Source organism: Bradyrhizobium sp. SEMIA, from assembly GCF_014844175.1.
Taxonomy (GTDB): Bacteria; Pseudomonadota; Alphaproteobacteria; order Rhizobiales; family Xanthobacteraceae; genus Bradyrhizobium; species Bradyrhizobium arachidis.
In genome coordinates, this window is sequence record NZ_CP046601.1 from 5,935,928 (window position 1) to 5,955,623 (window position 19,696).

The 19,696-nt window shown below is 64.2% G+C and carries 23 protein-coding genes and 1 pseudogene; 12 read left to right on the forward strand and 12 right to left on the reverse strand.

Annotated elements, in window-relative coordinates; genetic code table 11:
• Window positions 1-64: 64 nt before the first annotated feature.
• Together FOM02_RS28855 and FOM02_RS28860 are read right to left on the reverse strand one after the other, a co-directional pair.
• Window positions 65-556: an SRPBCC family protein gene (locus tag FOM02_RS28855; RefSeq protein ID WP_027559810.1), complete on the reverse strand. Its 492-nt coding sequence runs from the start codon at window positions 554-556 to the stop codon at window positions 65-67.
• Window positions 557-558: 2 nt separating this feature from the next.
• On the reverse strand, window positions 559-945 hold the full coding sequence (locus FOM02_RS28860; protein ID WP_027559811.1) for an ArsR/SmtB family transcription factor: 387 nt from the start codon (window positions 943-945) through the stop codon (window positions 559-561).
• Between the two features lie 321 nt (window positions 946-1,266).
• Here FOM02_RS28860 and FOM02_RS28865 point away from each other — a divergent pair, with 321 nt between their 5' ends.
• Window positions 1,267-2,328 (forward strand): serine hydrolase, encoded by a 1,062-nt coding sequence (locus tag FOM02_RS28865; protein ID WP_027559812.1) that lies wholly within the window; start codon window positions 1,267-1,269, stop codon window positions 2,326-2,328.
• An 81-nt stretch (window positions 2,329-2,409) separates the two neighbouring features.
• Here FOM02_RS28865 and FOM02_RS28870 read toward each other — a convergent pair whose 3' ends face one another.
• Together FOM02_RS28870 and FOM02_RS28875 are read right to left on the reverse strand one after the other, a co-directional pair.
• Window positions 2,410-3,234 (reverse strand): outer membrane protein, encoded by an 825-nt coding sequence (locus FOM02_RS28870; protein WP_027559813.1) that lies wholly within the window; start codon window positions 3,232-3,234, stop codon window positions 2,410-2,412.
• A gap of 271 nt (window positions 3,235-3,505) precedes the next feature.
• Complete coding sequence (locus FOM02_RS28875; RefSeq protein ID WP_027559814.1) at window positions 3,506-4,210, reverse strand: SDR family oxidoreductase; 705 nt, start codon at window positions 4,208-4,210, stop codon at window positions 3,506-3,508.
• Window positions 4,211-4,309: 99 nt separating this feature from the next.
• On the opposite strand from FOM02_RS28875, the gene FOM02_RS28880 reads away from it, so the two are divergent.
• Window positions 4,310-5,149, forward strand: a complete 840-nt coding sequence (locus FOM02_RS28880) for a GNAT family N-acetyltransferase (protein WP_027559815.1) — start codon at window positions 4,310-4,312, stop codon at window positions 5,147-5,149.
• Window positions 5,150-5,167: 18 nt separating this feature from the next.
• On the opposite strand, the gene FOM02_RS28885 is transcribed toward FOM02_RS28880, so the two are convergent.
• Complete coding sequence (locus FOM02_RS28885) at window positions 5,168-5,650, reverse strand: hypothetical protein (RefSeq protein WP_265440324.1); 483 nt, start codon at window positions 5,648-5,650, stop codon at window positions 5,168-5,170.
• Window positions 5,651-5,934: 284 nt separating this feature from the next.
• Between FOM02_RS28885 and FOM02_RS28890 the strand changes: the two genes are divergently transcribed.
• The gene (locus FOM02_RS28890; RefSeq protein WP_027559817.1) at window positions 5,935-6,210 is read left to right on the forward strand and encodes a hypothetical protein; all 276 of its coding nucleotides are present in this window, start codon (window positions 5,935-5,937) and stop codon (window positions 6,208-6,210) included.
• A 55-nt stretch (window positions 6,211-6,265) separates the two neighbouring features.
• On the opposite strand, the gene FOM02_RS28895 is transcribed toward FOM02_RS28890, so the two are convergent.
• From FOM02_RS28895 to FOM02_RS28920, 6 genes are all read right to left on the reverse strand, one after another.
• The gene (locus FOM02_RS28895) at window positions 6,266-6,559 is read right to left on the reverse strand and encodes a hypothetical protein (protein ID WP_027559818.1); all 294 of its coding nucleotides are present in this window, start codon (window positions 6,557-6,559) and stop codon (window positions 6,266-6,268) included.
• Window positions 6,560-6,570: 11 nt separating this feature from the next.
• A complete protein-coding gene (locus tag FOM02_RS28900) occupies window positions 6,571-7,002 on the reverse strand; it encodes a curlin (protein ID WP_265440325.1) in 432 nt (143 codons plus the stop codon).
• 72 nt (window positions 7,003-7,074) lie between these two features.
• Complete coding sequence (locus tag FOM02_RS28905) at window positions 7,075-7,485, reverse strand: curlin (protein ID WP_028146253.1); 411 nt, start codon at window positions 7,483-7,485, stop codon at window positions 7,075-7,077.
• A gap of 46 nt (window positions 7,486-7,531) precedes the next feature.
• Window positions 7,532-7,891: a curlin gene (locus FOM02_RS28910; RefSeq protein WP_245161728.1), complete on the reverse strand. Its 360-nt coding sequence runs from the start codon at window positions 7,889-7,891 to the stop codon at window positions 7,532-7,534.
• 174 nt (window positions 7,892-8,065) lie between these two features.
• Entirely contained in the window at window positions 8,066-8,458 is a 393-nt protein-coding gene (locus FOM02_RS28915) for a hypothetical protein (RefSeq protein ID WP_027559822.1), read from the reverse strand.
• A 191-nt stretch (window positions 8,459-8,649) separates the two neighbouring features.
• Window positions 8,650-9,282, reverse strand: a complete 633-nt coding sequence (locus FOM02_RS28920) for a response regulator transcription factor (protein ID WP_027559823.1) — start codon at window positions 9,280-9,282, stop codon at window positions 8,650-8,652.
• 593 nt (window positions 9,283-9,875) lie between these two features.
• Here FOM02_RS28920 and FOM02_RS28925 point away from each other — a divergent pair.
• The 5 genes from FOM02_RS28925 to FOM02_RS28945 are packed head-to-tail and all read left to right on the forward strand — an operon-like array spanning window position 9,876 to window position 13,610.
• The gene (locus FOM02_RS28925; RefSeq protein ID WP_027559824.1) at window positions 9,876-11,300 is read left to right on the forward strand and encodes an efflux RND transporter periplasmic adaptor subunit; all 1,425 of its coding nucleotides are present in this window, start codon (window positions 9,876-9,878) and stop codon (window positions 11,298-11,300) included.
• Window positions 11,297-12,022 (forward strand): ABC transporter ATP-binding protein, encoded by a 726-nt coding sequence (locus FOM02_RS28930; RefSeq protein ID WP_027559825.1) that lies wholly within the window; start codon window positions 11,297-11,299, stop codon window positions 12,020-12,022. Before FOM02_RS28925 ends, FOM02_RS28930 begins: the two co-directional genes overlap by 4 nt.
• Entirely contained in the window at window positions 12,019-12,921 is a 903-nt protein-coding gene (locus tag FOM02_RS28935) for an ABC transporter permease (protein ID WP_265440326.1), read from the forward strand. The genes FOM02_RS28930 and FOM02_RS28935 overlap by 4 nt, the downstream gene beginning before the upstream one ends.
• Window positions 12,828-13,241 carry an ABC transporter permease gene (locus tag FOM02_RS28940; protein ID WP_265440327.1) on the forward strand — a complete coding sequence of 138 codons (414 nt, stop codon included), beginning with the start codon at window positions 12,828-12,830 and terminating at the stop codon, window positions 13,239-13,241. Before FOM02_RS28935 ends, FOM02_RS28940 begins: the two co-directional genes overlap by 94 nt.
• Before the next feature lie 51 nt (window positions 13,242-13,292).
• Window positions 13,293-13,610: a response regulator transcription factor gene (locus tag FOM02_RS28945; RefSeq protein WP_027559827.1), complete on the forward strand. Its 318-nt coding sequence runs from the start codon at window positions 13,293-13,295 to the stop codon at window positions 13,608-13,610.
• A 323-nt stretch (window positions 13,611-13,933) separates the two neighbouring features.
• On the opposite strand, the gene FOM02_RS28950 is transcribed toward FOM02_RS28945, so the two are convergent.
• Window positions 13,934-14,077, reverse strand: a complete 144-nt coding sequence (locus FOM02_RS28950) for a hypothetical protein (protein ID WP_167380953.1) — start codon at window positions 14,075-14,077, stop codon at window positions 13,934-13,936.
• A 327-nt stretch (window positions 14,078-14,404) separates the two neighbouring features.
• Between FOM02_RS28950 and FOM02_RS47225 the strand changes: the two are divergent.
• The 4 genes and pseudogenes from FOM02_RS47225 to FOM02_RS28965 form a co-directional block, all read left to right on the forward strand.
• Window positions 14,405-14,788 (forward strand): annotated as a pseudogene (locus FOM02_RS47225) (cysteine peptidase family C39 domain-containing protein); the annotation flags it as partial.
• Between the two features lie 219 nt (window positions 14,789-15,007).
• Window positions 15,008-17,164 (forward strand): type I secretion system permease/ATPase, encoded by a 2,157-nt coding sequence (locus tag FOM02_RS28955; RefSeq protein WP_051378489.1) that lies wholly within the window; start codon window positions 15,008-15,010, stop codon window positions 17,162-17,164.
• Window positions 17,151-18,584 carry an HlyD family type I secretion periplasmic adaptor subunit gene (locus FOM02_RS28960; RefSeq protein ID WP_027559150.1) on the forward strand — a complete coding sequence of 478 codons (1,434 nt, stop codon included), beginning with the start codon at window positions 17,151-17,153 and terminating at the stop codon, window positions 18,582-18,584. The genes FOM02_RS28955 and FOM02_RS28960 overlap by 14 nt, the downstream gene beginning before the upstream one ends.
• A gap of 289 nt (window positions 18,585-18,873) precedes the next feature.
• Window positions 18,874-19,644 (forward strand): class I SAM-dependent methyltransferase, encoded by a 771-nt coding sequence (locus tag FOM02_RS28965; protein ID WP_028146331.1) that lies wholly within the window; start codon window positions 18,874-18,876, stop codon window positions 19,642-19,644.
• The last annotated feature ends 52 nt before the right edge of the window (window positions 19,645-19,696 follow it).

Below are 19,696 nucleotides of genomic sequence, written 5' to 3' on the forward strand. Positions count from 1 at the left end.
GGCGCGCGCAAGTGCGGCCCCAGCGAGATTCCTCCCCTCGCTGGGGCCGATCCATGTCGAAGCCTTACCGCTTCATTCCGGACACATATGCCGCCAGCTTGTCCAGCGTCTGGTAGCCATATTCGACCGCGCCGAAGCCGATCATGCCGTCGCGCTGCTCGGTGCTCGATGCCAGTTGCCGCATCATCAGCACCGTCTTGCCGTTGCTCTGCTCGGCAAAGGTAAGGGTGAAGCGGAACATGCCGGGATCGTCGTCCTGGTCGACGCCATGGTCCATCTCCATCAGCGACGGCCGCTCGATGCGGCGGAAGCGCATGCGGTTGGGATAGACCGTGCCGTCGGGGCCGATCATGTTGAAGCGCCAGACGCCGCCGACGCGGACATCGATCTCGAAGGTCTCGACCTTGAATCCCTTCGGTCCGAACCATTGCGGCAGATGTTTCGGGTCGGACCACGCCTCGAACACCAGCTCGCGCGGCGCGTCGATCACGCGCGACATCACGATCTCGCGGTCGAGCGACCATTGCGACAAGGCGGGATTGGCAGAACTCGTCATCGTCAGGTACCTTTCCGTTTGGTTGTTCGGGACGGCCGTTTGGCGGCGGCCGCCTCCTTCTCCTTCTTGAGCTTCATCACATAGGCCTCGAACCGGTCGAGCCGCGCCTCCCAGATCGCGCGCTGCTGCTGGAACCAGTCCTCGGCGCCGACAAGTGCATCCGGACTGAGACGACAGGTGCGCACGCGGCCGGATTTCTCGGACTGAACGAGCCCGCTCGTTTCCAGCACGTGGATGTGTTTCATGAAGCTCGGCAGCGCCATGTCGAAGGGATCGGCGAGCTCGCCGACCGACGCCTCGCCTGCGCATAGTCGCATCACGATCGCCCGCCTGGTGGGATCGGCAAGGGCTGCGAAAACCTGGTCGAGATAGGATAATTGGTTAGCCATGAAGCTAACTAATCACGGCAGCGGCCGGACGTCAACAATTGTTATCCGATTGGCTAAGTAAAATCTCGTGGCACCATAGCCCGGATGGAGCCGAGCGCAATCCGGGTTACACGCCCCACGGAACTCACAACGCGCAATCGTGAATTGGGACCTCGCACCCTCACCGCTAGAAGATACTTGGGGGCGCACAAGCATGATTCGTCCGAGCGCGTGCCGCCTGTTGTCACATCATCCTCGATCACCCGACGAAGCTTCGCCCGGGCTGCGCTCGTTCCGCTGGCGATCGCGCTTCGCCCGCGGCGCGCATTTGCGGATTCCGACATGATCGCGCAGATGCGCGACATCGTCGCCGCCGAGCTCGCGCCAACCGCGACGCCGGACCATCCGGGCGGTCTTGCCGCCGCGCTCTATGCGGGGCGCCATGTCGAGTTCTTCACGTTCGGCTTTGCAGATGACGCGACGCGCAGGCCGGTCACGCCGGACACGCTGTTCAACCTCGGCTCCCTGCGCAAACCGTTCGAGGCGACGCTGGTCGCGCTCGGCACGCTCCGCGGTGAATTGCGGCTCGACAATGCCTTGCCGAAATATCTGCCTGAGCTCACGGGCGATTATGTCCGCCGCGTTACCGTCGGTCAGCTCGCCGCGCACTCATCGGGACTGAGGCTGCCGACCGATCATCCGCCCTGGCCGAACGAGTCGTTCACCCAGGCGCAGTTCATCTCCATGCTCAACGCATGGACGCCGCAGGCCGGCGAAGCGCCCGGCAGGCAGCGCGTCTACAGCCATGCCGGCTACGTGCTGCTTCAGCTCGTGCTCGAGCGCCGTTACGGCACCCCGATCGCGACGCTGCTCGAACAGCGCATCCTGAGGCCGCTCGGCATGGCCGCGACCTCCGTGCCCGAGCGCGGGCCGGACAACCGCGCCGTCATGGACGCGGTTTGGATGCAGCGCGTCGTGCAAGGCTATTCGGATCAGGGCATGGCGATCGGCCCGCCCGGCAACCAGCAGAGCTACTTCGATTTTCCGGGCACCGGCCAGATGTTTTCGTCCGCGCGCGATCTTGGTGCATTCGTCGCGGCCTCAGTCGACGGCCGATCGGTCTACCCGCACCTGCGCGAGGCATTGCGGATGACGCAGCACGAGGTCTTCCGCGTCGACGAGAGATTCGGACAGGGCATGGCCTGGGAGAATGTGCGCCTGCCCGGCGTCACCATCGTCGACAAGCCGGGCGGCCTCAACAACGCCTCCGGCTATCTCGGTCTCGTGCCGGCACGGCGGATCGGCATCGTCCTGCTCGCCAATCGCGGCGAATTTCCGCACGAGATCGCCCGCTACAAGATCCTGCCCGCGCTGGCGCATCTGGTGGCGTCACACACAGGCTGAGCTTCGAAACAGAAAGCCTCTTCAAAATAGAAAGCCCCGGCTGAGCCGGGGCTTTCCACGTCAGGACGGAACGGGATGATCTTAATACCTGGCGACGACCGGTCCGCCGAACTTGTAGTTCAAGCCAACACGCACGATGTTCGACTTGATATCGACCGAGTGGGTGTACCCGTTGCCTGGGAAGGTGAGCCCGAAGTTGGCCAGATTGGTGCTGGTCGTGGTGGCGCGGCCGAGATCGACATAGAGATATTCGGCCTTGAGCGACCAGCCATTGCCGACCGCGTACTCACCGCCGACACCAGCCGTCCAACCGACGCGGGTGTCGCGGATCGCGGCGGATTCGGTCGCGCCAAATGTGTCGGTGAAATTGAAGTTGCCCTTCACCTCTGCGATCGCGGCACCGCCGGTGGCGTAGATCAGCCAGCTCGGCGCGGCGAGGAAGCCGAGGCGGCCCCGAATGGTGGCGAGCCAGTCGGCCGAGACCGAGGAGTTGACGGTGAAGGCAAAGGGTGCACAGCAGGGATACAGGGCCGAGCCGGTGGCACTGCCCTTGAAGCCGAAATAGTTGATGTCGCCCTCGAGGCCGAACACGGCGTTGTTGACCTGCCAGTTGTAGCCGGCCGTGAAACCGCCGGTCACGCTGGAGCTGTTGACGTGCTGGGCGCCGACCGCATTGACGGCGGGCACGCTGGTGGTGAAGAAATAGCCGGCAGGATCGTAGACGGTCGAGGTGCTCGGATTGGCGCTACCCCACTGCCCGCCGACATTGCCGCCGACATAGAAGCCGGTCCAGTTATAGACCGGCGCCATCACCGGCGCCTTGGTGTAGTGCGCCGCGAGGTCGGCCGCCTGCACGGATGCGGTGCCGAGCACAAGCGATGCGACCGCCAGCAAAAACTTCTTCATCCCAGTCTCCTTGCCCCGCGCGACTGAACTCGCGCTTCGAAATGCGCGCGGCGGAAGCCGTCCAGCGCAGGTTGGGCATAGGTCGTGGATCGCCCATCGTCTTGGGCTGCGGCGAAGTTCGTTGGGACTGTGACGTAGTGTGAGCCGCGCTACGCGCGAACGCATCGCGAGTGTGACGCAAAGGCCACGCAGCATCCATCGCAAGCGACGCGCGATGCAGGGCCGCGTCGCATCACGACACGGCCGCAAGAATGCGATTCGATCGGCAGCCTCAGACCGAGCGCGTCAGTCCGCCGTCGACGCGGATGTTCTGGCCGGTGATATAGGCCGCGCCGTCGGAGGCGAGGAACGCGACCGTCGCGGCGATCTCCTCGACCTTGCCGTAGCGCCGCATCGGCACGCTGTCGCGGCGCGCATCCGTCTGCGGCAGGCTGTCGATCCAGCCCGGCAGCACGTTGTTCATGCGGATGTTGTCGGCGGCATGGGTGTCGGTGAAGATCTTGGTGAAGGCGGCGAGCCCGGCACGGAACACCGCGGAGGTCGGAAACATCGCGCTCGGCTCGAATGCCCAGGCGGTCGAGATATTGATGATGGCACCGCCCTTCTGCGCCTGCATCACCGGCGTCACCAGCCTCGTCGGCCGGATCACGTTGAGCAGATAGGTATCGAGGCCGGCATGCCATTGCTCGTCGGTGATCTCCGTGATCGGCGCGCGCGGCCCGTGGCCCGCGCTGTTGACGAGCACGTCGATGCGTCCCCACTTGGCCAGCGCGCCGTCGACGAGGCGCTTCAGATCGTCGCTCGACTTGTTGGAGCCGGTGACGCCAAACCCGCCGAGCTCGGCCGCCAGCGCCTCGCCCTTGCCGGAGGACGACAGGATCGCGACGCGAAAGCCGTCGGCCGCAAGGCGCCGCGCAGCCCCTGCCCCCATGCCGCTGCCGCCGGCGGTGACGAGTGTGACCTTCTCTGCTGCCATGTCCATTATCCCTGTGTTGAGGCGAGCCGCACACCCGGCCTATCATGAGGCCTTCTACTGCCGGACCTGCCGGCAGGTCCACCGCCGAGAGCATCCGTCATGAACGACCTGCAGATCCGCAATCTGCGCCCAGACGAAATTTCCCTCGCCGCCGACTGGGCCGCGGCCGAGGGCTGGAATCCGGGCCTCTCCGACGCCGCCTGCTTCGCCATCCCCGACGCGAAGGGTTTCTTCGTCGGCGAGATCGACGGCGAGCCGGTCGCGACCGTCTCCTGCGTCAATTACGATGATCGCTTCGCCTTCCTCGGTTTCTACATCGTGCGCGCAGCCTTTCGCGGTAGAGGCCACGGCCTCAGCATCTGGAACGCGGCGATCGCGCATGCAGGCACGCGCGTGATCGGCCTCGACGGCGTCGTGGCGCAGCAGGACAACTACAAAAAGTCCGGCTTCCAGCTCGCCTATGCCAACATCCGCTATGGCGGCGTCGTCGCGGCTGCATCGGCACGAGCCGATGTCGTCGCGCTCGACACGGTCCCGTTCGCGCTAGTGGAAGCGGACGACGCCACCGTGTTCCCGGCCCGGCGCAGCGCCTTCCTGCGCGCCTGGATCGGGACATCGGGCCATGTCGGCCGCGCGCTGATGCGCGACGGCAAGCTCGCCGCATGGGGCGTAATCCGGCCGTGCCGGAGCGGCTGCAAGATCGGCCCGCTCGTCGCCGATGATCGCGCCGCGGCGGAAGCGATCGTGCAGGCCTTGGTCACAAGCGTCGGCGGCGGCGAGATCTTTCTCGATGTCCCCGCCGTCAACCGCGAGGCGCTCGCGCTCGCAGAACAGCTCGGGCTCAAACCGGTGTTCGAGACGGCGCGGATGTACACAGGGCCGATCCCGAGCTTGCGGATCGACCGCGTCTTCGGCGTGACGAGTTTTGAACTCGGCTAACTAAGCCGAATGCGCTGCTCAGTAGCAGCGCATGATGTTGACGGTGTGCTCGCCGCCGCCGCGGCCGGGCACCGTCACCTGCTCGGTCGGGCAGCTCGGCACATAGGGCCGGTCCGACGGCACGACGTTCGGCGGGAAGCGATGCGTCCAGTCCCAGGGAACGTCATACGTGTAGGTGTAGCGCACGTCCGTGGAGGCCGGCTGCCCGATATCGGCAAACGGCTGGCTGTAGCCCGCGCCGTCGTAGAAGAAGCCGCCGCCGCCCGGCCAATAGACCCAGGGCGTGTTGCGGCCCCGGAACCGGGCGCCCGGCGCGATCGGCGGACGCGCCTGGATGACGTTGAGCGGCTGCGGTGCAGGCTTTGCGGCCGGCGGCGCGGCAGCGCTCACCATGCCATGCGGCGCGGCGCCGCCGGGTCGTGCAAAACTGTCGCTGGGACTAAGGAGCAGCGCGGCTGCGCTGAACGAGGCGAACAGCGCCCCATATGATCTGGACATCATGATACGCACCAACTCGTTTGGCTTCGCGAAAAGCGGCTCCCCACCGCACGCTAGGCCGGGCCGTCACCCACCCGCAAACGTATAATTAATGTTTGGTTAAGGCGCGGGATGAACGCGGAACAGGGTGCGGCAGAACGCCCGGAATTCTTTACGCGTTTCAGGCGCTTCGTTCCACGACCGGCCCTTCATAACCAGTTGATCGGAGTTGATCGGCACCGCCAAAATACGTCCGGAACGCTCCCCCATCGCGGTCGTTGGCCCCGACAAGAAAAGGAGCATCCCCAATGCAGAACAAGTCAAAACTCTTCTGCCTGATCACGGCATCGCTCGTCGCGGGCACCACGGCCGCATCGGCGCAGGGCTATGGCTGGAACGGACCACGCGCCGGCTGGGACGCTCCCGCCTATGAGACGGTTCAGCCGCGCGCATATTATCCTGAGGTCACCGGGCCATACGGCACGCTCAACGGCAGCAACCATCCGGCGCCGAGCTCGACGCAGGGCGATGTCGGCCCGGCAGGGAATAACAACGGCACGCTGACCGGCGTCTATCGCTGGTAGCCTCAGCTCACGGCCAGGGCCCATCGTCCTTCCACGGACGGTGGGCCTTCGCGCGTCAGCGGCCCTGCTGCTTGCGCAGCCAGTCGAGCATGTCCTGCGCGTTTCCGGGGCCATTTCCGGTGCCTTGGGTCACGATGGCCGTGTTTCCGCCGCTGCGGCGGTAGACCGTCGTACGCCCGGGCTCCTTCTCGATCTTCACCTCGGCCTGCGCCGGATCGCCGCTCTGCGTGATGACGGAGGTGCCGTTCTCGTCCTGAACCACCGTCGTGTGACCGTCGGCAGCCCCGGCCGGCGCCGTCGCGATCACGCTCATGATTCCTATGCCGGATGCGAGCAGGAATAATCTCATGTCAGACTCCTTCATCGGCCAAACTGGAAGATCGCCAGCCAGTTGAAACGCCCGAACTGCCGCACCGCTCCCGTATTCATATCACCGATCTGGAGCAGGAGCGCATTGGTGGAATTGCCGATCTGGGTGATGTCGGCGGTGTTGCTGAGGCCGGACTGGCCGACCGCCGCATTGGTGGTTCCGCCCACCTGGATCACATTGGCATAGTTGCGCACCCCGTTCTGGATGATCGTCGCGTCCACCGTGCCGGTCCCGCCGATCTGGATCACCCGCGCGATGTTGATGCGGCTGTTTTCCTCGATCGTGACAGGCTGAACATCGTTGCCGAACTGCACGATCGTTTCGATGCTCACGTTCCGGTTGGTCAGCGTGCGTTGGACGGACCCTGCCGGCGCCTGCGTCGCCGTGCCGACGACGGCAAGCAATGCCGCCGCGGCCAACACGTGCCTCAAGATAGGCCTGCCCCACCGCATCGCGCTTCTCCGCTTCGTTGTCGATGCCCGCAAGCTCGTGTGCTACGGGCTGTGTTGACCAACCGTCGACGAGTTGATCATGCCAAACTGGGCGATCGCTCCCGTATTCATGCTGCCGAGTTGCGACACGACGCTCGTCGCCGACTGACCGGTCTGGCCGACGAAGGCGAAATTAGTCATGCCGGTCTGCCCGACCGAAGCCGACGTCACCCCACCGAATTGCAGGATGCCGACAGCATTATTCGAGCCGTTCTGGGTGACAGTCGCGCTGGTGTTACCGCCGACCATGAACACGCCGGCCAGGTTGGTCGAACTGCTCTGGTTCAAGACGACCGGCGGCCCGTTGACCGAGACGATCGTCTTGATGTCAGCGCTTTGCGCCCGCGCAGGGCCGTTCGCGGCAAAACAGGAGAGGAGGATCGCCGTCGCAACGACCAGAAGATGCTTATTCATCATATGCCTCCACGCTATCTGTGCCGAGCCAAAACACGATCTCAGGTTAGGGAGCCTGCTGCAAAATCGTGGAGCCGTTCAGAATGCCAAGCTGGGACACCCCGGCAGCGTTGTTCAGGCCAATCTGGCCGATCAAGCTCGTGTTGGCGCCGCCGACCTGACCGACCGCTGCGTTATTGGTCGCGGTGGGGGTCGTGCCGCCCTGTCCTATCGTCGCCGAATTGGCCGAAGCCAGCGATCCCAACTGCAAGCTCGATGCGGTGTTGGTCGCGCCGAATTGCAGCGTCGTCGCGGTGTTGTTCACCGGGCCGGTCTGCACTGTGGACGAGAGATTTGTCGCGCCGAACTGCAACACGCTAATCGAGTTGGCGGCTTGGGCATCGACACCACTCAGCGCGCTCAGCATGACGACCGTCGTGACGAAAAATTTCCTGCGCATGTCATAATCCTCCGCGAAATGTCAGCCGCCGACCCGCCGCCCGTTCAGGCAACCTGATCGCGGTGATTTCGAGTATGGCCTGTCGAGTATCACCCGGACGCGCCGCTCGGTGGACGCGCCCGGGGCCGATATGGGGCTGGCTTAGTGCTGCGTAATGGTGCTGGAGTTGATGCCGAGGCCGAGCTGCCCAACGGCGGCAGCGTTGTTCGGCGGGAGGCCGAAGAGCGTGGACTGGCTGATCGAGCTGGTGTTGTTGCCCGTGGCAACCTGCCCAGTGGTGGCCGAGTTGCCAAAGACGCCAACCTGAGTCACCGAGCTCGCATTGTTGAGCGACGGAGTGGTCGTGCCCTGCATGGTGGTCGCGGAATTCAGGAAGCCGAGCTGGGTGGTGGTCGAGGAGTCGTTCACGTGGCCCTGCTGGTTCACGCTGGAGCCGTTTACGATCCCGACTTGCACCGTAGTTGCGGTGTTGGCAGCCTGCGCCGCGGAGGACAGAGCGAGCACGGCAACGGAAGCAAAAAACAATTTGCGCATGGAGTATCCCTTTCTAGCCAAGTTGTCTGACTGGGTTCAGATGCCGTCTTGGAGGAGGTTGGCATCACAGGGATGACTTTGGACTGATCGTGCTCCGTGCGACAGACTGCAGTTCATGCTAGTCGGTACGGACTAGACGTTGCGCAGGATCTCGTTTCGCGCAGGCTCGGATATGCGGTTATTGCAACGGCTCACGTTGCCTCCGCTTCGCGGCTGATGCTGTCGATCAATCTCACCACTTCGATCGGCGATCGCAGCTCCAGCTTTCGCATCATCCTGGCGCGATGGACCTTCACCGTCACTTCGCTGACGCCGAGCCGTGCCGCGATCTGCTTGGCGACGAGCCCTTCGGCCATCAGCAGCATGATGTCGCGCTCCCTCGCCGTCAGCGTCTTGAGGCGCTGACGAGCCTCACGCACGGTGTCTTCGCGCTCCAGCCGCCTGCGGTCACGCTCGATGCCGTGCCGGATGGCATCGAGGATCTCCTGCTCGCGAAAGGGTTTTGGCAGAAACTCGACCGCGCCGCGCTTCATGGCCTCGACCGAGACGCGGACATCGGAATGACCGCTGATGAAGACGATCGGAATGGGCACCCCCGTCTCCGCGAGCCGACGCTGAAGCTCGAGGCCGGTCGGCGCGGTGCCCGGGAAGCGGACATCGAGCACGAGGCACGAAGGCCCCCCGGACATGCGCTCGGCAAGGAACTCGTCTGTCGATGCAAACAACCTCACCTTGTGTCCAGTCTCTTCGCAAAGACTCCCGATCGCGGTTCGAATCTGAATCTCGTCGTCAACGACATAAACTGTGGCTTGATCTGAACTCATGACAACAAACTCCCCAGCTCGGGGCCCGATGACCAAGCAACGAGCCATCCATTCTTTTTGTGACCGCAAACAAGGTGCTTGGATGAGTTGGAGCGGATCGAGCGAGGCGCGTCGATCCGCCGATTCGACGTCTTAGAGCCAATACTCGCCCAAGACGAGTGAAGGCGTTCACATCTCGAACTTTCTGATTGCAAGGAATCGAGCGCGCCACAGGCATCACGGCGGGGCATGTATCGCGGATGCCGCCATCCGGCCGCGTGCGCGGTATCGCCAACTGAGTCATGGCGTCGCCATCCATGTGCCGACGTCGACGCCGGCTGGCAGCTGCTTTTGGGCAGACCAGACGCGACGTGCAGTCAGCTTATCGAATTCGATACCGCGCGCGTCATATCGAATACTCCCGGTATATGATCCCAGCAAATCACGAAACGTCGCACCCGCAGGTTTTACTTCTGGATCATGCAACGCGCCCGACCGTCAGCCCGGGACCAGCGACATACTGCCGAGACGATCGGGATCGCTTGGGAAGATTTACAACCATAGCGCGATCTCTCGCGATGCCCCGCAACCATTTCAAAGAGGCGGGTTTTGATATGCGATTTGTGCCAGTCATTGCCTTGTTCGGAACTGCATGTGGCGTCGCCGCGCTCTACGCCGCCGGGCCGGCCACCGTCAGCGGCGCAGCCGGCAGCGCCGCCGAGAAAGCCGCCCGGGCCTATGAATCAACCAAGCGCCTGCTCGTGCCCGTCGGGCGCGAGGCCCCGACCTTCGGGGTGGATGCGCCTTTGTTCCGCTACGCCTCGATCCAGCGCGGCAGCATCGAGCAGACCGTCACCGTCACCGGCGCGTTGCAGCCGGTCAAGACGATCGAGGTGGGATCTCAGCTGTCGGGACAGCTCGCCCGGGTCTACGTCGATTTCAACGACAGTGTCATCAAGGATCAGCCGCTTGCCCTGATCGATCCACGCAGCTTCGCGGCCAAGGTGGATGAAGCCAAGGCCTCGCTGGCGGTCGCCAGCTCGCTGGTCGAGGTCGCGCGGGCCAAGCTCGATCGCGCCAGGATCGATCTGCAGAACGCCAAGGGCAGCCGCGACGTGCTCGCCGCCAAACTCGAGAGCGCGCAGGCGGTCAAGAGCTCCGCGCAGAAGACACTCCAGCGGAAGCTGGCGCTCCAGTCGCAAAACGTGGTGGCGACGACGACGGTCGACGATGCGCAGACTGAATTCACCGCCCGCCTCGCGCAGGAGCGCGAGGCGGAGGTGATGGTGTCCCTCAACTCCTATTCGGTGGATGGGGCGCAGGCCGACGTCCGCCGGATCGAGGCGGAACTGCAGCAGGCGCGCATGGCCGTGCCAGAGAAGGCAGCCGTTCTCGCCGCGGCGCAGGCCGATCTCGACCGCACCGTGATCCGTTCGCCGATCGACGGCGTCGTCGTCGGCAGGTTCGTCAACGAGGGTCAGACGCTCGCGGTCGGGCTGGAATCGCGCACCACCTTCGTGGTCGCGCACCGCCTCGAGGACATGGAAATTCACGCCCAGGTCGACGAAGCCGATATCGGGCGCATCGCCTCCGGACAGCACGCCTATTTCACGGTGGATGCCTACCCGGACCGCCGCTTCGAGGCGGTGGTGCGGCAGGTGCGCAAGGCGCCGCAGAACCAGCAGCACGTCGTCACCTACACCGTCGTCCTGGCGACCTCCAACCTGGACGGCGCGCTGCTGCCCGGAATGACCGCCCTGGTGAAGATCGTGATCGAGCGGCATGACGACGTCCTGAAGGTCCCGCTCGCCGCGCTGCGATTCCAGCCCTCCGGCACCCGGCCGGACGCCGCAAACAGCGGGGTGTGGGTTCGTACCGCGAGCGGCTCGCTCCAGCGCGTTGCCGTGACGGTCGGCGCGGCCGGCACCGAACAGGTCGCGCTCAAGAGCGGAGACCTGGTCGAGGGCAGCCAGGTTGCCGTCGGCCAGGCGATCCGTCCGACAGGCATGGAATTTTTCGGCATCAGGTTCGGATCATGACCGCCTCTCCGCCCCTCATCAGCCTCCAGTCGGTCTCCAGAACCTATCGCACCGACGGCATAGCGGTGGCTGCGGTACGCAATGTCAGCTTCGACATCGAGCAAGGCGAGATCGTCGCCGTGATGGGACCATCCGGTTCCGGCAAGTCGACGCTGATGAACATGATCGGGCTGCTCGATCTGCCGAGCGCAGGCGCGGTCTTGCTCGAAGGCGCCAACGTCGCCGATCTCTCGGAAGACCGCCGGTCGTCGCTGCGCGCCCGCAGCATCGGCTTCGTGTTCCAGTCTTACAACCTCCTCGCCCGCCACAATGCGATCGAGAATGTCGCGCTGCCGCTGGTCTATTGCGGCGTCGGCCGGAAGGAGCGCCTGGCGCGTGCCGAGCAAAGCCTGGAGGCCGTCGGCATGCTGCACCGGGCCCATCATTTCCCCCGGCAGCTCTCGGGCGGCGAGCAGCAGCGCGTGGCGATCGCGCGCGCCCTGATCGCCTCTCCATTGATCGTGCTCGCCGACGAGCCGACCGGCGCGCTCGACAGCCGCACCGGCGCCGAGATCCTGGCGCTGTTCGCCGCGCTCAACCGGACGGGCCAGACCATCGTGATGATCACGCATGATCCCGGCATCGCGACGCAGTGCCGGCGAACGATCCGCCTGCATGACGGCGAGGTGATCGCCGATGAAACCCTGGCTCCGGTCCTGCCGAAACGGAGCGCCGTATCATGACGATGCTTCAGGGCTTTCAGATCGCTCTTCACGCCTTGCGCCTCAATCCGCTGCGCAGCTTCCTCACCATGCTCGGCATCGTAATCGGTGTCGCCTCCATCGTGACCGTGTTTGCGATCGGATCCGGCGCGCAGCTTCGCCTCCAGGAGCAGATCCGGTCGATCGGCGCCAACGTGCTGATGATCACCCCCGGCGCGGTCTACCAGGGCGGCGTGCGCCTCAAGGACGGCAGCAAGCTGACGATGACCGAGAGCGACGTGCAGGCCATCCTCGAGCAGATTCCGGAAGTCCAGGCCGCGGCTGGCTCGATTGCCGGAACCGCGCAAGTGATCCACGAGGGCAAGAACTGGAATACGACGATCAACGGCACGACGACCGGCCACTTCATGGTGCGCGACTGGCAGCTCGCGACCGGGCGCTATTTTTCCGGCGCTGAAGAGGCCGGCGCCGGCAAGGTCGTGATCCTCGGCAGCACGGTCGCGCGCGAGCTGTTCGCGCCGGGCGACGATCCCATCGGCGCGCAGGTCAGGATCATGAAGGTTCCGCTCGAAGTGATCGGCGTGCTCGATCGCAAAGGACCAGCGCAGGACGATGTCGCTTTCGTGCCGCTCACCACGGCCAAGCTGCGCTTCCTCGGCAGCGCGAGCAACATCAACCGGGATTCGGTGGCCTACATCATCGCCAAGGTCGCCGCTGACGGACAGATGGCAGGGCGCGATCGGAGATCGAAGGCCTGCTGCGGCAGCGCCATCGCATCCCCGCCGGCCAGGAGGACGATTTCAAGGTCCAGGATCCGGCCGCCGCGATGGAAGCGCAGCAGGGAGCGATCCGCACCGTCGCGCTCCTGCTCGTCGCCATCGCCTCGGTCTCGCTGCTCGTCGGCGGCATCAGCATCATGAACGTCATGATCGTGTCGGTCACCGAGCGCACCCGGGAGATCGGCATCCGCCGCGCGCTTGGCGGACGGATGCGGGACATCCGTCTCCAGTTCCTCTGCGAGGCGCTCGTCCTCTGCCTGCTCGGCGGCGCCATCGGCGTCGGCGGCGGGGTCACGCTCTCGATGACGGTCGCCCGCATGGCCGGGTGGATCACCTCGATCGACGGCCAGGCGATCGGCCTTTCCCTCGTCTTCTCGATCGCCACCGGTCTCGTCTTCGGTTTTTACCCCGCCCACAAGGCATCCAAGCTCAGCCCAATCGAGGCGCTCAAGACGGAGTGAGAAGATGCTGGGGGGCCAAAATCAATTTGTAGGCCAAGGGAGGAGGAAGCCATGAGCCGGGATCCGAAGGATTTGATTGCGCCGACACCGCGCGAACGCGAGCTGATGATGCTGATTGCGCGGGGACTGCAGAACAAGAATATCGCCTACGAGCTCAAGATCTCCGAAAACACTGTGCGGGCGCATATCGGCAACATCATGCGAAAATACCGCCTCCAGAACCGGACCCAGGTCGCAATGATTTTTGCCCTGCATACGGCGCCGCCATCGCTGCGCCGCGATCTGGTCAGTGGCGGCGATTATGCAACGACGACGACGCCGGCGCAGGCGGTCGCGCAGGCGACGCGGGTACCGAGCGCGCCGGATTGACCGTCCTGACCACAATTGCTTGCACTGCGCCGGGACGAAACACCGATATCCGGGTCAACGGCACGGCGACAATATAATTCTCTTTATTAGAATTCGGATTTTTGTTAGATATTGCGTACTCCGGCCCGAGGAAGAGGGCGTATCGCGATCGTCACGAACGTGGACCGGGCGGCGGTGGGCGTGGGCCACACCCCGATCACGAGCGCGGCCCAGACCATCACGGTGAAGGATCCTCCGGCGACCACGAGCTCGGGCACTTCGACGACGGCGTCAGGGCATGGCACGTCTTCAGGCCACCATTGGCACCACTCGTCCCATCACCATCACACAGTTGCCGCAACGAGCTCTGAGACGTCGACGACGACGCCGGCCGCAGCCAGCACCGGAACGTCAACGACGACGTCCGACAGCAGCACGTCGTCGGGCAAATCGCCTACCAACAACACCGACGTTGCGCAGTGGCTCAACCATCATCCCGACTTCGCACGTGCAGCAACGACGCTCAGCGAGGCCGGAGCGTCGAGGGGGGGCGGCGCGTCCGCTCCCGCCACGACGACGACCGATCCCGCTGCAGGCGCTGGCGCGAAGGCGTACGCCCTCCTCAATCAGATGATGGCGGGCGATTGCGGTCGCGACTCGCATTTCGCGCAAGCCGCGACGCAATCATCCGCGTCGTCTCAACAACACGCCAACTTCCTGACCAGACCTCTGCACTAACCAGCAACCAAGGCTGACCGGGACCGGGCCGCCCCTTCGGGGGCGGTCACGGTACCGCACCGCCGGAGCTTCAGGACATGACCACAAGGACAAAGCGGCCTGAGGCCGCGCACCAGAATCAAGCATTCGAGCAGGGCGTTACGGCACTGACAATTCTGTCGCGGCTCCACGGGCGCGGCGTTGCGCCGGAGGAAGTCCGCCAGCATTGTAAGGGAGACGTATTCGACGTCACCGAGATGCTGAATTGCGGCCGCGCGCTGGGGCTGACGTTGCGGACATTCAACAGCGACTGGACCGGCTTGCCGCTCCTGTCCCTGCCGGCCATCGTCGCGCTCCGGACCGGTGGGTTCATGCTTCTAGGCCAGATCGTCGAAGACCGCGTAGTAGTGGCCGATCTGACGTCGCGACGGCCGACATACATGTCGCAGACAGAATTGGAGCGCGTTTGGGACGGCCGCGTCGTCGTGCTGGCCGCGCCGCGCAGCTTGAAGACCTTCGCGCTCGGCTTGACGGCCGCCGCCGTCGGACCCATCAGAGCTTTTACCGAGCGGCTGCGGCAATGGTCGCGGTCCGCCTCAAAGGGCGCCAGCTTGACGACCGCCGCCCTCGGACGCATCAGAACTTTCGCCGAGGGGCTGCAGCAATGGTCGCGCTCCACCTCAAAGGACGCCGCGCTTGACGTGTTCGCGCCGAACGACGAGGCCGCGGCTCAAGACCCCGCCCAAACCGAAGCGGCGCTACTGTCGCTGGTGATCCTGCTGCGCTGTCATGGAATAGGTGCCGAACCCGAACAGATCCGCCATCGCATCGGCTCGCCGCGGATCGGTGTCGCGGAGATGCTCCGCTGCGCCAAGGCGATGGACCTGAAGGCGCGCGCGCTCTCGACGCGCTGGGATCGGCTCGCGACCACGCCACTGCCCGGCATCGCCGTGCTGCGCGACGGCAGCTTCCTCATCCTCGGCAGAGCCGCTCCCGACAAGGTGCTGGTGCAGCGTCCGATGGAGCAGCGGCCGGAAACGATGACGCGTGAGGAGTTCGAGGCCATCTGGAGCGGTGGCCTGATACTGATGGCGCGCCGCGCGGGCCTGACGGACCTTGCACGCCGTTTCGACATCACCTGGTTTATGGGTGCTATCGGCAAGTACCGGCGGATGCTCGCCGAAGTGTTGACCGGATCCCTTTTCCTCCAGCTCTTCGCGTTGATTTCGCCGTTGTTCTTCCAGGTGATCATCGACAAGGTGCTGGTGCATCGCAGCCTGACGACGCTCGACGTCCTGATCTTCGGCATCGTGGCCATTGGTATCTTCGAGGCTATCCTCGGAGCCCTGCGCACCTACCTCTTCGCGCACACCACCAACCGCATCGATGTCGAACTCGGCGCGCGCCTGTTCAGTCACCTGATCTCGCTGCCAATCGCTTATTTCCAGGCGCGGCGGGTCGGCGATTCGGTCGCCCGTGTGCGCGAGCTCGAAAACATCCGCCAGTTCATCACCGGCTCTGCGCTCACGCTCGTCCTCGACCTGCTGTTCACCTTCGTGTTCCTCGCAGTGATGATGTACTATTCGCCTCTGCTGACGCTTGTCGCCGTTGCAGCATTCCCGCTCTACATCGGCATCTCAGCCGGGTTGACTCCGCTGTTCCGCCGCCGCCTCGACGAGAAATTCCGACGCGGCGCGGAGAACCAGGCGTTCCTGGTCGAGAGCGTCACCGGAATCGAGACGCTAAAGGCAATGGCGGTCGAGCCTCAGATGCAGCGGCGATGGGAGGAGCAGCTCGCCGGCTACGTCGCCTCGAGCTTCCGCGTCGTGAGCCTCAACAACGTGGCAAGCGAGGCTGTGCAGTTCATCAACAAGCTTGTCGCCGCGGCGACGCTCTATCTCGGCGCGAAGCTCGTCATCGGCGGTAGCATGAGTGTCGGCGAACTCGTGGCGTTCAACATGCTATCCGCACGCGTGAGCACGCCGGTGCTGCGGCTGGCGCAGATCTGGCAGGACTTCCATCAGGCCCGACTTTCGGTGGAACGACTGGGCGATATCCTCAACACCATGCCCGAGCCGGCCCAGAGCCCGGGCCGCGCGGCGCTCCCGCCTATCCGCGGCCGGGTCACGTTCGACCACGTCACGTTCCGCTATCGCGCCGACGGACCCGAGACCCTGCAGGACCTCACCTTTGACGTCGAACCCGGTCAGGTGATCGGCATCGTCGGCTCGTCAGGATCGGGCAAGAGCACGCTCACCAAGCTGGTCCAGCGGCTGTATGTGCCAGAGCGCGGACGCGTCCTCATCGACGGGATCGACCTGACGATGGTCGATCCTGCCTGGTTGCGGCGACAGATCGGTGTTGTGCTGCAGGAGAACGTGCTGTTCAACACGACGATCCGCGAGAACATCGCGCTCGCCGATCCGATGATGCCGATGGAGCGCGTGTTCAATGCGGCCATCCTAGCCGGCGCGCACGACTTCATCCTCGCTCTGCCCGAAGGCTACGACACCGTTGTCGGGGAGCGCGGATCAAGCCTCTCCGGTGGCCAGCGGCAGCGCATCGCGGTGGCCCGCGCCCTCGTCGCCGATCCGCGGATCCTCATCTTCGACGAGGCTACGAGCGCGCTCGACTATGAGAGCGAGCGAGCCATTCAACAGAACATGAAGCAGATCGCAGCGGGCCGGACTGTCTTCATCATCGCCCACCGCTTGTCGACGGTGCGGACCGCCGACCGCATCATCACCCTGGAGGCCGGCCGCGTCGTCGAGGACGGCAACCATAACGATCTGCTCCACTCGAACGGCCGTTACGCGAAACTCCACCTCCTGCAGGCAGGTCTCCATGGCGTCCGCTAACAACTCCATCGTTCCCTTTCCCAAGCGCCCGATCCGCCGTAACAACTACGAGCTCGCCTTTCTGCCGGCTGCGCTCGAGATCGCCGAGACGCCGGCCTCGCCCGTCGGCCGCGCCGTCGGCGCGACCGTCATAGCCATCTTCTGCGTCGCACTCGCATGGGCTACGCTTGGCAAGGTCGATATCGTCGCCTCGGCCAGCGGCAAGATCATCCCCAGCGGCAGGACGAAGCTGATCCAGCCGCTGGAAAGTGGTATCGTACGGGCAATCAATGTCCGCGAGGGCCAACAGGTCCACGCCGGAGAAAGCTTGATTGAACTCGATCCGACCATGACGGCGGCCGAGCACGGCCACGTCAAGGCGGACCTCGTCGCCGCCCAGCTCGACGTTACGAGGTTGCGGGCAGCGCTCGCGGATAGCGACGACCCGCTCGCGAACTTCCATCCGCCGGCAGACGCGACGGCCGCCCAGATCGAGATGCACCGGCAATTCCTGGTTAGCCAGACATCCGAACAGCGCGCCAAGCTCGCCGAACTCGACCGCCAAGCGTCGCAGAAGAATGCCGAGCGTTCGACTGTCGAGGCGAGTGTCGCCAAGCTCGAGGCCACCATCCCGCCGCTCCAGGAGCGGGTCGAAACCCGCAAATACCTGTTCGACAAGCAGCTTGGATCAAAGTTAAATTATTTGAGCGAGTATCAGGACCTGGTAGGCCAGCAGCAGGACCTCCTTATTCAACGAAGCAAGTTGAGGGAAGCCGAGGCCGGGCTTGCCACGCTCAGGGAGACCCGCGACAGGACCGCAGCCGAGTTCCGGCGCGCGCTTTACGACGAGCTGGCAAAAGCCGAGCAGAAGGCCGCCGGCGTCGCCCAAGACGCGATCAAGGCCGATCGGCGGACGAAACTCCAGGATCTCGTCGCCCCCGTCGACGGTGTCGTCCAGCAGCTAGCCGTGCACACGGTGGGCGGCGTCGTCACGCCGGCTCAGGTCCTCGCCGTAGTTGTCCCGCAGGATAGCCACCTCGAGATCGAAGCCACGCTGGCGAACGACGACGTCGGTTTCGTCCATCCGGGCCAGGACGCCGAGATCAAGGTGCATACCTTCAATTTCACGCGGTATGGGGTGCTCCACGGCAAGGTGTTGAGCATCTCGCCCGATACCATCTCACGCGACGGCCGCGACGCCGCCGAGTCCAGGTCTCGTGCCCAGAACACGTCGGATGGCGGGCAGCAGCGGCAGGACGATCTCGTCTATGCCGCCCGGATATCGCTGGACCAGCGGCAGCTAAAGGCCGACGATCGGGTCGTGGATCTCGGCCCAGGTATGGCGGTTACCGTGGAGATGAAGACCGGGTCCCGCCGTATCATCGGCTATCTGCTCTCGCCGCTCGCCAGGTACCAGCATGACGTTTTGCGAGAACGATAGGAAAAAGCCCTCGCGCCGGCATGCCGGTTCCATAGCAGGTTGCGACCTCGCGTGCCCGTGAAGCTCGCGAGACACTCGAAGACGTCCCTCACTCCTGCACGTTGACTGCGAATTGGGCGTCCGGACGGGCCAGTTCTCCGCCGGACTCCGAACCTGGCGCCGACAGGGCTACCTCCAATGATTTGGCGAGCCGATGGAATTTTCATTCGGTTTTGTCTTTCGAGCGCTAGAATGGGCCATCGCCGTCGCGGCTAACAGTGTTGGCCGCGACATATGATGCGGGGGACCGATGCAACGACCCGATCCTAATTCATTCGACCGCTACTTCAACATCGCAGAGAAAGGGATGGCCCGCGGGAATCACCGTTTCTATGTGAACTATCTATTTGACGGGATCGATTTCAAAGGCAAGACGATGCTCGATATCGGCGGAGGCGATGGGATGCTATCGTTTTACGCCGCATGTTCAGGAGCAGAAAAGGTCATCTGCCTTGAACCGGAGGTCGCGGGTTCGACCACTGGCGTGAACGCGGCATTCCAGCGCACAATCTCCCTCCTTGGCGAAAAAAACGTGCAACTGCTCCCTCGCCGCTTGCAGGAATATGACCCCGGCGATGGCACGTTCGACATTTTGCTCCTGCACGCATCGATCAATCACCTGGACGAAGACGCGTGCATCGGATTGGCTCGCGATCGCGAAGCGCAGCGCTCGTATGACCAATTGTTTGGCAAGCTTTCCTCGCTGGCCCGTCCCGGCGCAAAACTCATCATTGTCGACTGCGCTCGGCGGAACCTGTTTGGCGACCTGCGCCTAAACAATCCGTTCCTGCCTACGATAGAGTGGCACAAGCACCAGTCGCCACAGTTGTGGGCGCGGCATCTTGCTCAGGCCGGCTTCAACAATCCGATCATTCGATGGCATTCATTCAACACCTTGAGATCCGCCGGACGGCTGCTTCTTGGTAACAGCGTTGCCGCCTACTGCCTTACCAGCTCGTTCTGCCTCACCATGGAGAAACGGCGCGAGGCCTCGGCCGGTTCGCTGGCGCATGCCGGGTGATACGAGGTTTCTCTGTCACAAGCGGTCTCAACGCGAGACGTCTGGGACGCGC

Coding starts and splice junctions, on each gene's coding strand:
- FOM02_RS28855 (WP_027559810.1), bottom strand. CDS start 556: ATGACGAGTTCTGCCAATCCCGCCTTGTCGCAATGGTCGCTCGACCGC.
- FOM02_RS28860 (WP_027559811.1), bottom strand. CDS start 945: ATGGCTAACCAATTATCCTATCTCGACCAGGTTTTCGCAGCCCTTGCC.
- FOM02_RS28865 (WP_027559812.1), top strand. CDS start 1,267: ATGATCGCGCAGATGCGCGACATCGTCGCCGCCGAGCTCGCGCCAACC.
- FOM02_RS28870 (WP_027559813.1), bottom strand. CDS start 3,234: ATGAAGAAGTTTTTGCTGGCGGTCGCATCGCTTGTGCTCGGCACCGCA.
- FOM02_RS28875 (WP_027559814.1), bottom strand. CDS start 4,210: ATGGCAGCAGAGAAGGTCACACTCGTCACCGCCGGCGGCAGCGGCATG.
- FOM02_RS28880 (WP_027559815.1), top strand. CDS start 4,310: ATGAACGACCTGCAGATCCGCAATCTGCGCCCAGACGAAATTTCCCTC.
- FOM02_RS28885 (WP_265440324.1), bottom strand. CDS start 5,650: ATGATGTCCAGATCATATGGGGCGCTGTTCGCCTCGTTCAGCGCAGCC.
- FOM02_RS28890 (WP_027559817.1), top strand. CDS start 5,935: ATGCAGAACAAGTCAAAACTCTTCTGCCTGATCACGGCATCGCTCGTC.
- FOM02_RS28895 (WP_027559818.1), bottom strand. CDS start 6,559: ATGAGATTATTCCTGCTCGCATCCGGCATAGGAATCATGAGCGTGATC.
- FOM02_RS28905 (WP_028146253.1), bottom strand. CDS start 7,485: ATGAATAAGCATCTTCTGGTCGTTGCGACGGCGATCCTCCTCTCCTGT.
- FOM02_RS28910 (WP_245161728.1), bottom strand. CDS start 7,891: ATGCTGAGCGCGCTGAGTGGTGTCGATGCCCAAGCCGCCAACTCGATT.
- FOM02_RS28915 (WP_027559822.1), bottom strand. CDS start 8,458: ATGCGCAAATTGTTTTTTGCTTCCGTTGCCGTGCTCGCTCTGTCCTCC.
- FOM02_RS28920 (WP_027559823.1), bottom strand. CDS start 9,282: ATGAGTTCAGATCAAGCCACAGTTTATGTCGTTGACGACGAGATTCAG.
- FOM02_RS28925 (WP_027559824.1), top strand. CDS start 9,876: ATGCGATTTGTGCCAGTCATTGCCTTGTTCGGAACTGCATGTGGCGTC.
- FOM02_RS28930 (WP_027559825.1), top strand. CDS start 11,297: ATGACCGCCTCTCCGCCCCTCATCAGCCTCCAGTCGGTCTCCAGAACC.
- FOM02_RS28935 (WP_265440326.1), top strand. CDS start 12,019: ATGACGATGCTTCAGGGCTTTCAGATCGCTCTTCACGCCTTGCGCCTC.
- FOM02_RS28940 (WP_265440327.1), top strand. CDS start 12,828: ATGGAAGCGCAGCAGGGAGCGATCCGCACCGTCGCGCTCCTGCTCGTC.
- FOM02_RS28945 (WP_027559827.1), top strand. CDS start 13,293: ATGAGCCGGGATCCGAAGGATTTGATTGCGCCGACACCGCGCGAACGC.
- FOM02_RS28960 (WP_027559150.1), top strand. CDS start 17,151: ATGGCGTCCGCTAACAACTCCATCGTTCCCTTTCCCAAGCGCCCGATC.
- FOM02_RS28965 (WP_028146331.1), top strand. CDS start 18,874: ATGCAACGACCCGATCCTAATTCATTCGACCGCTACTTCAACATCGCA.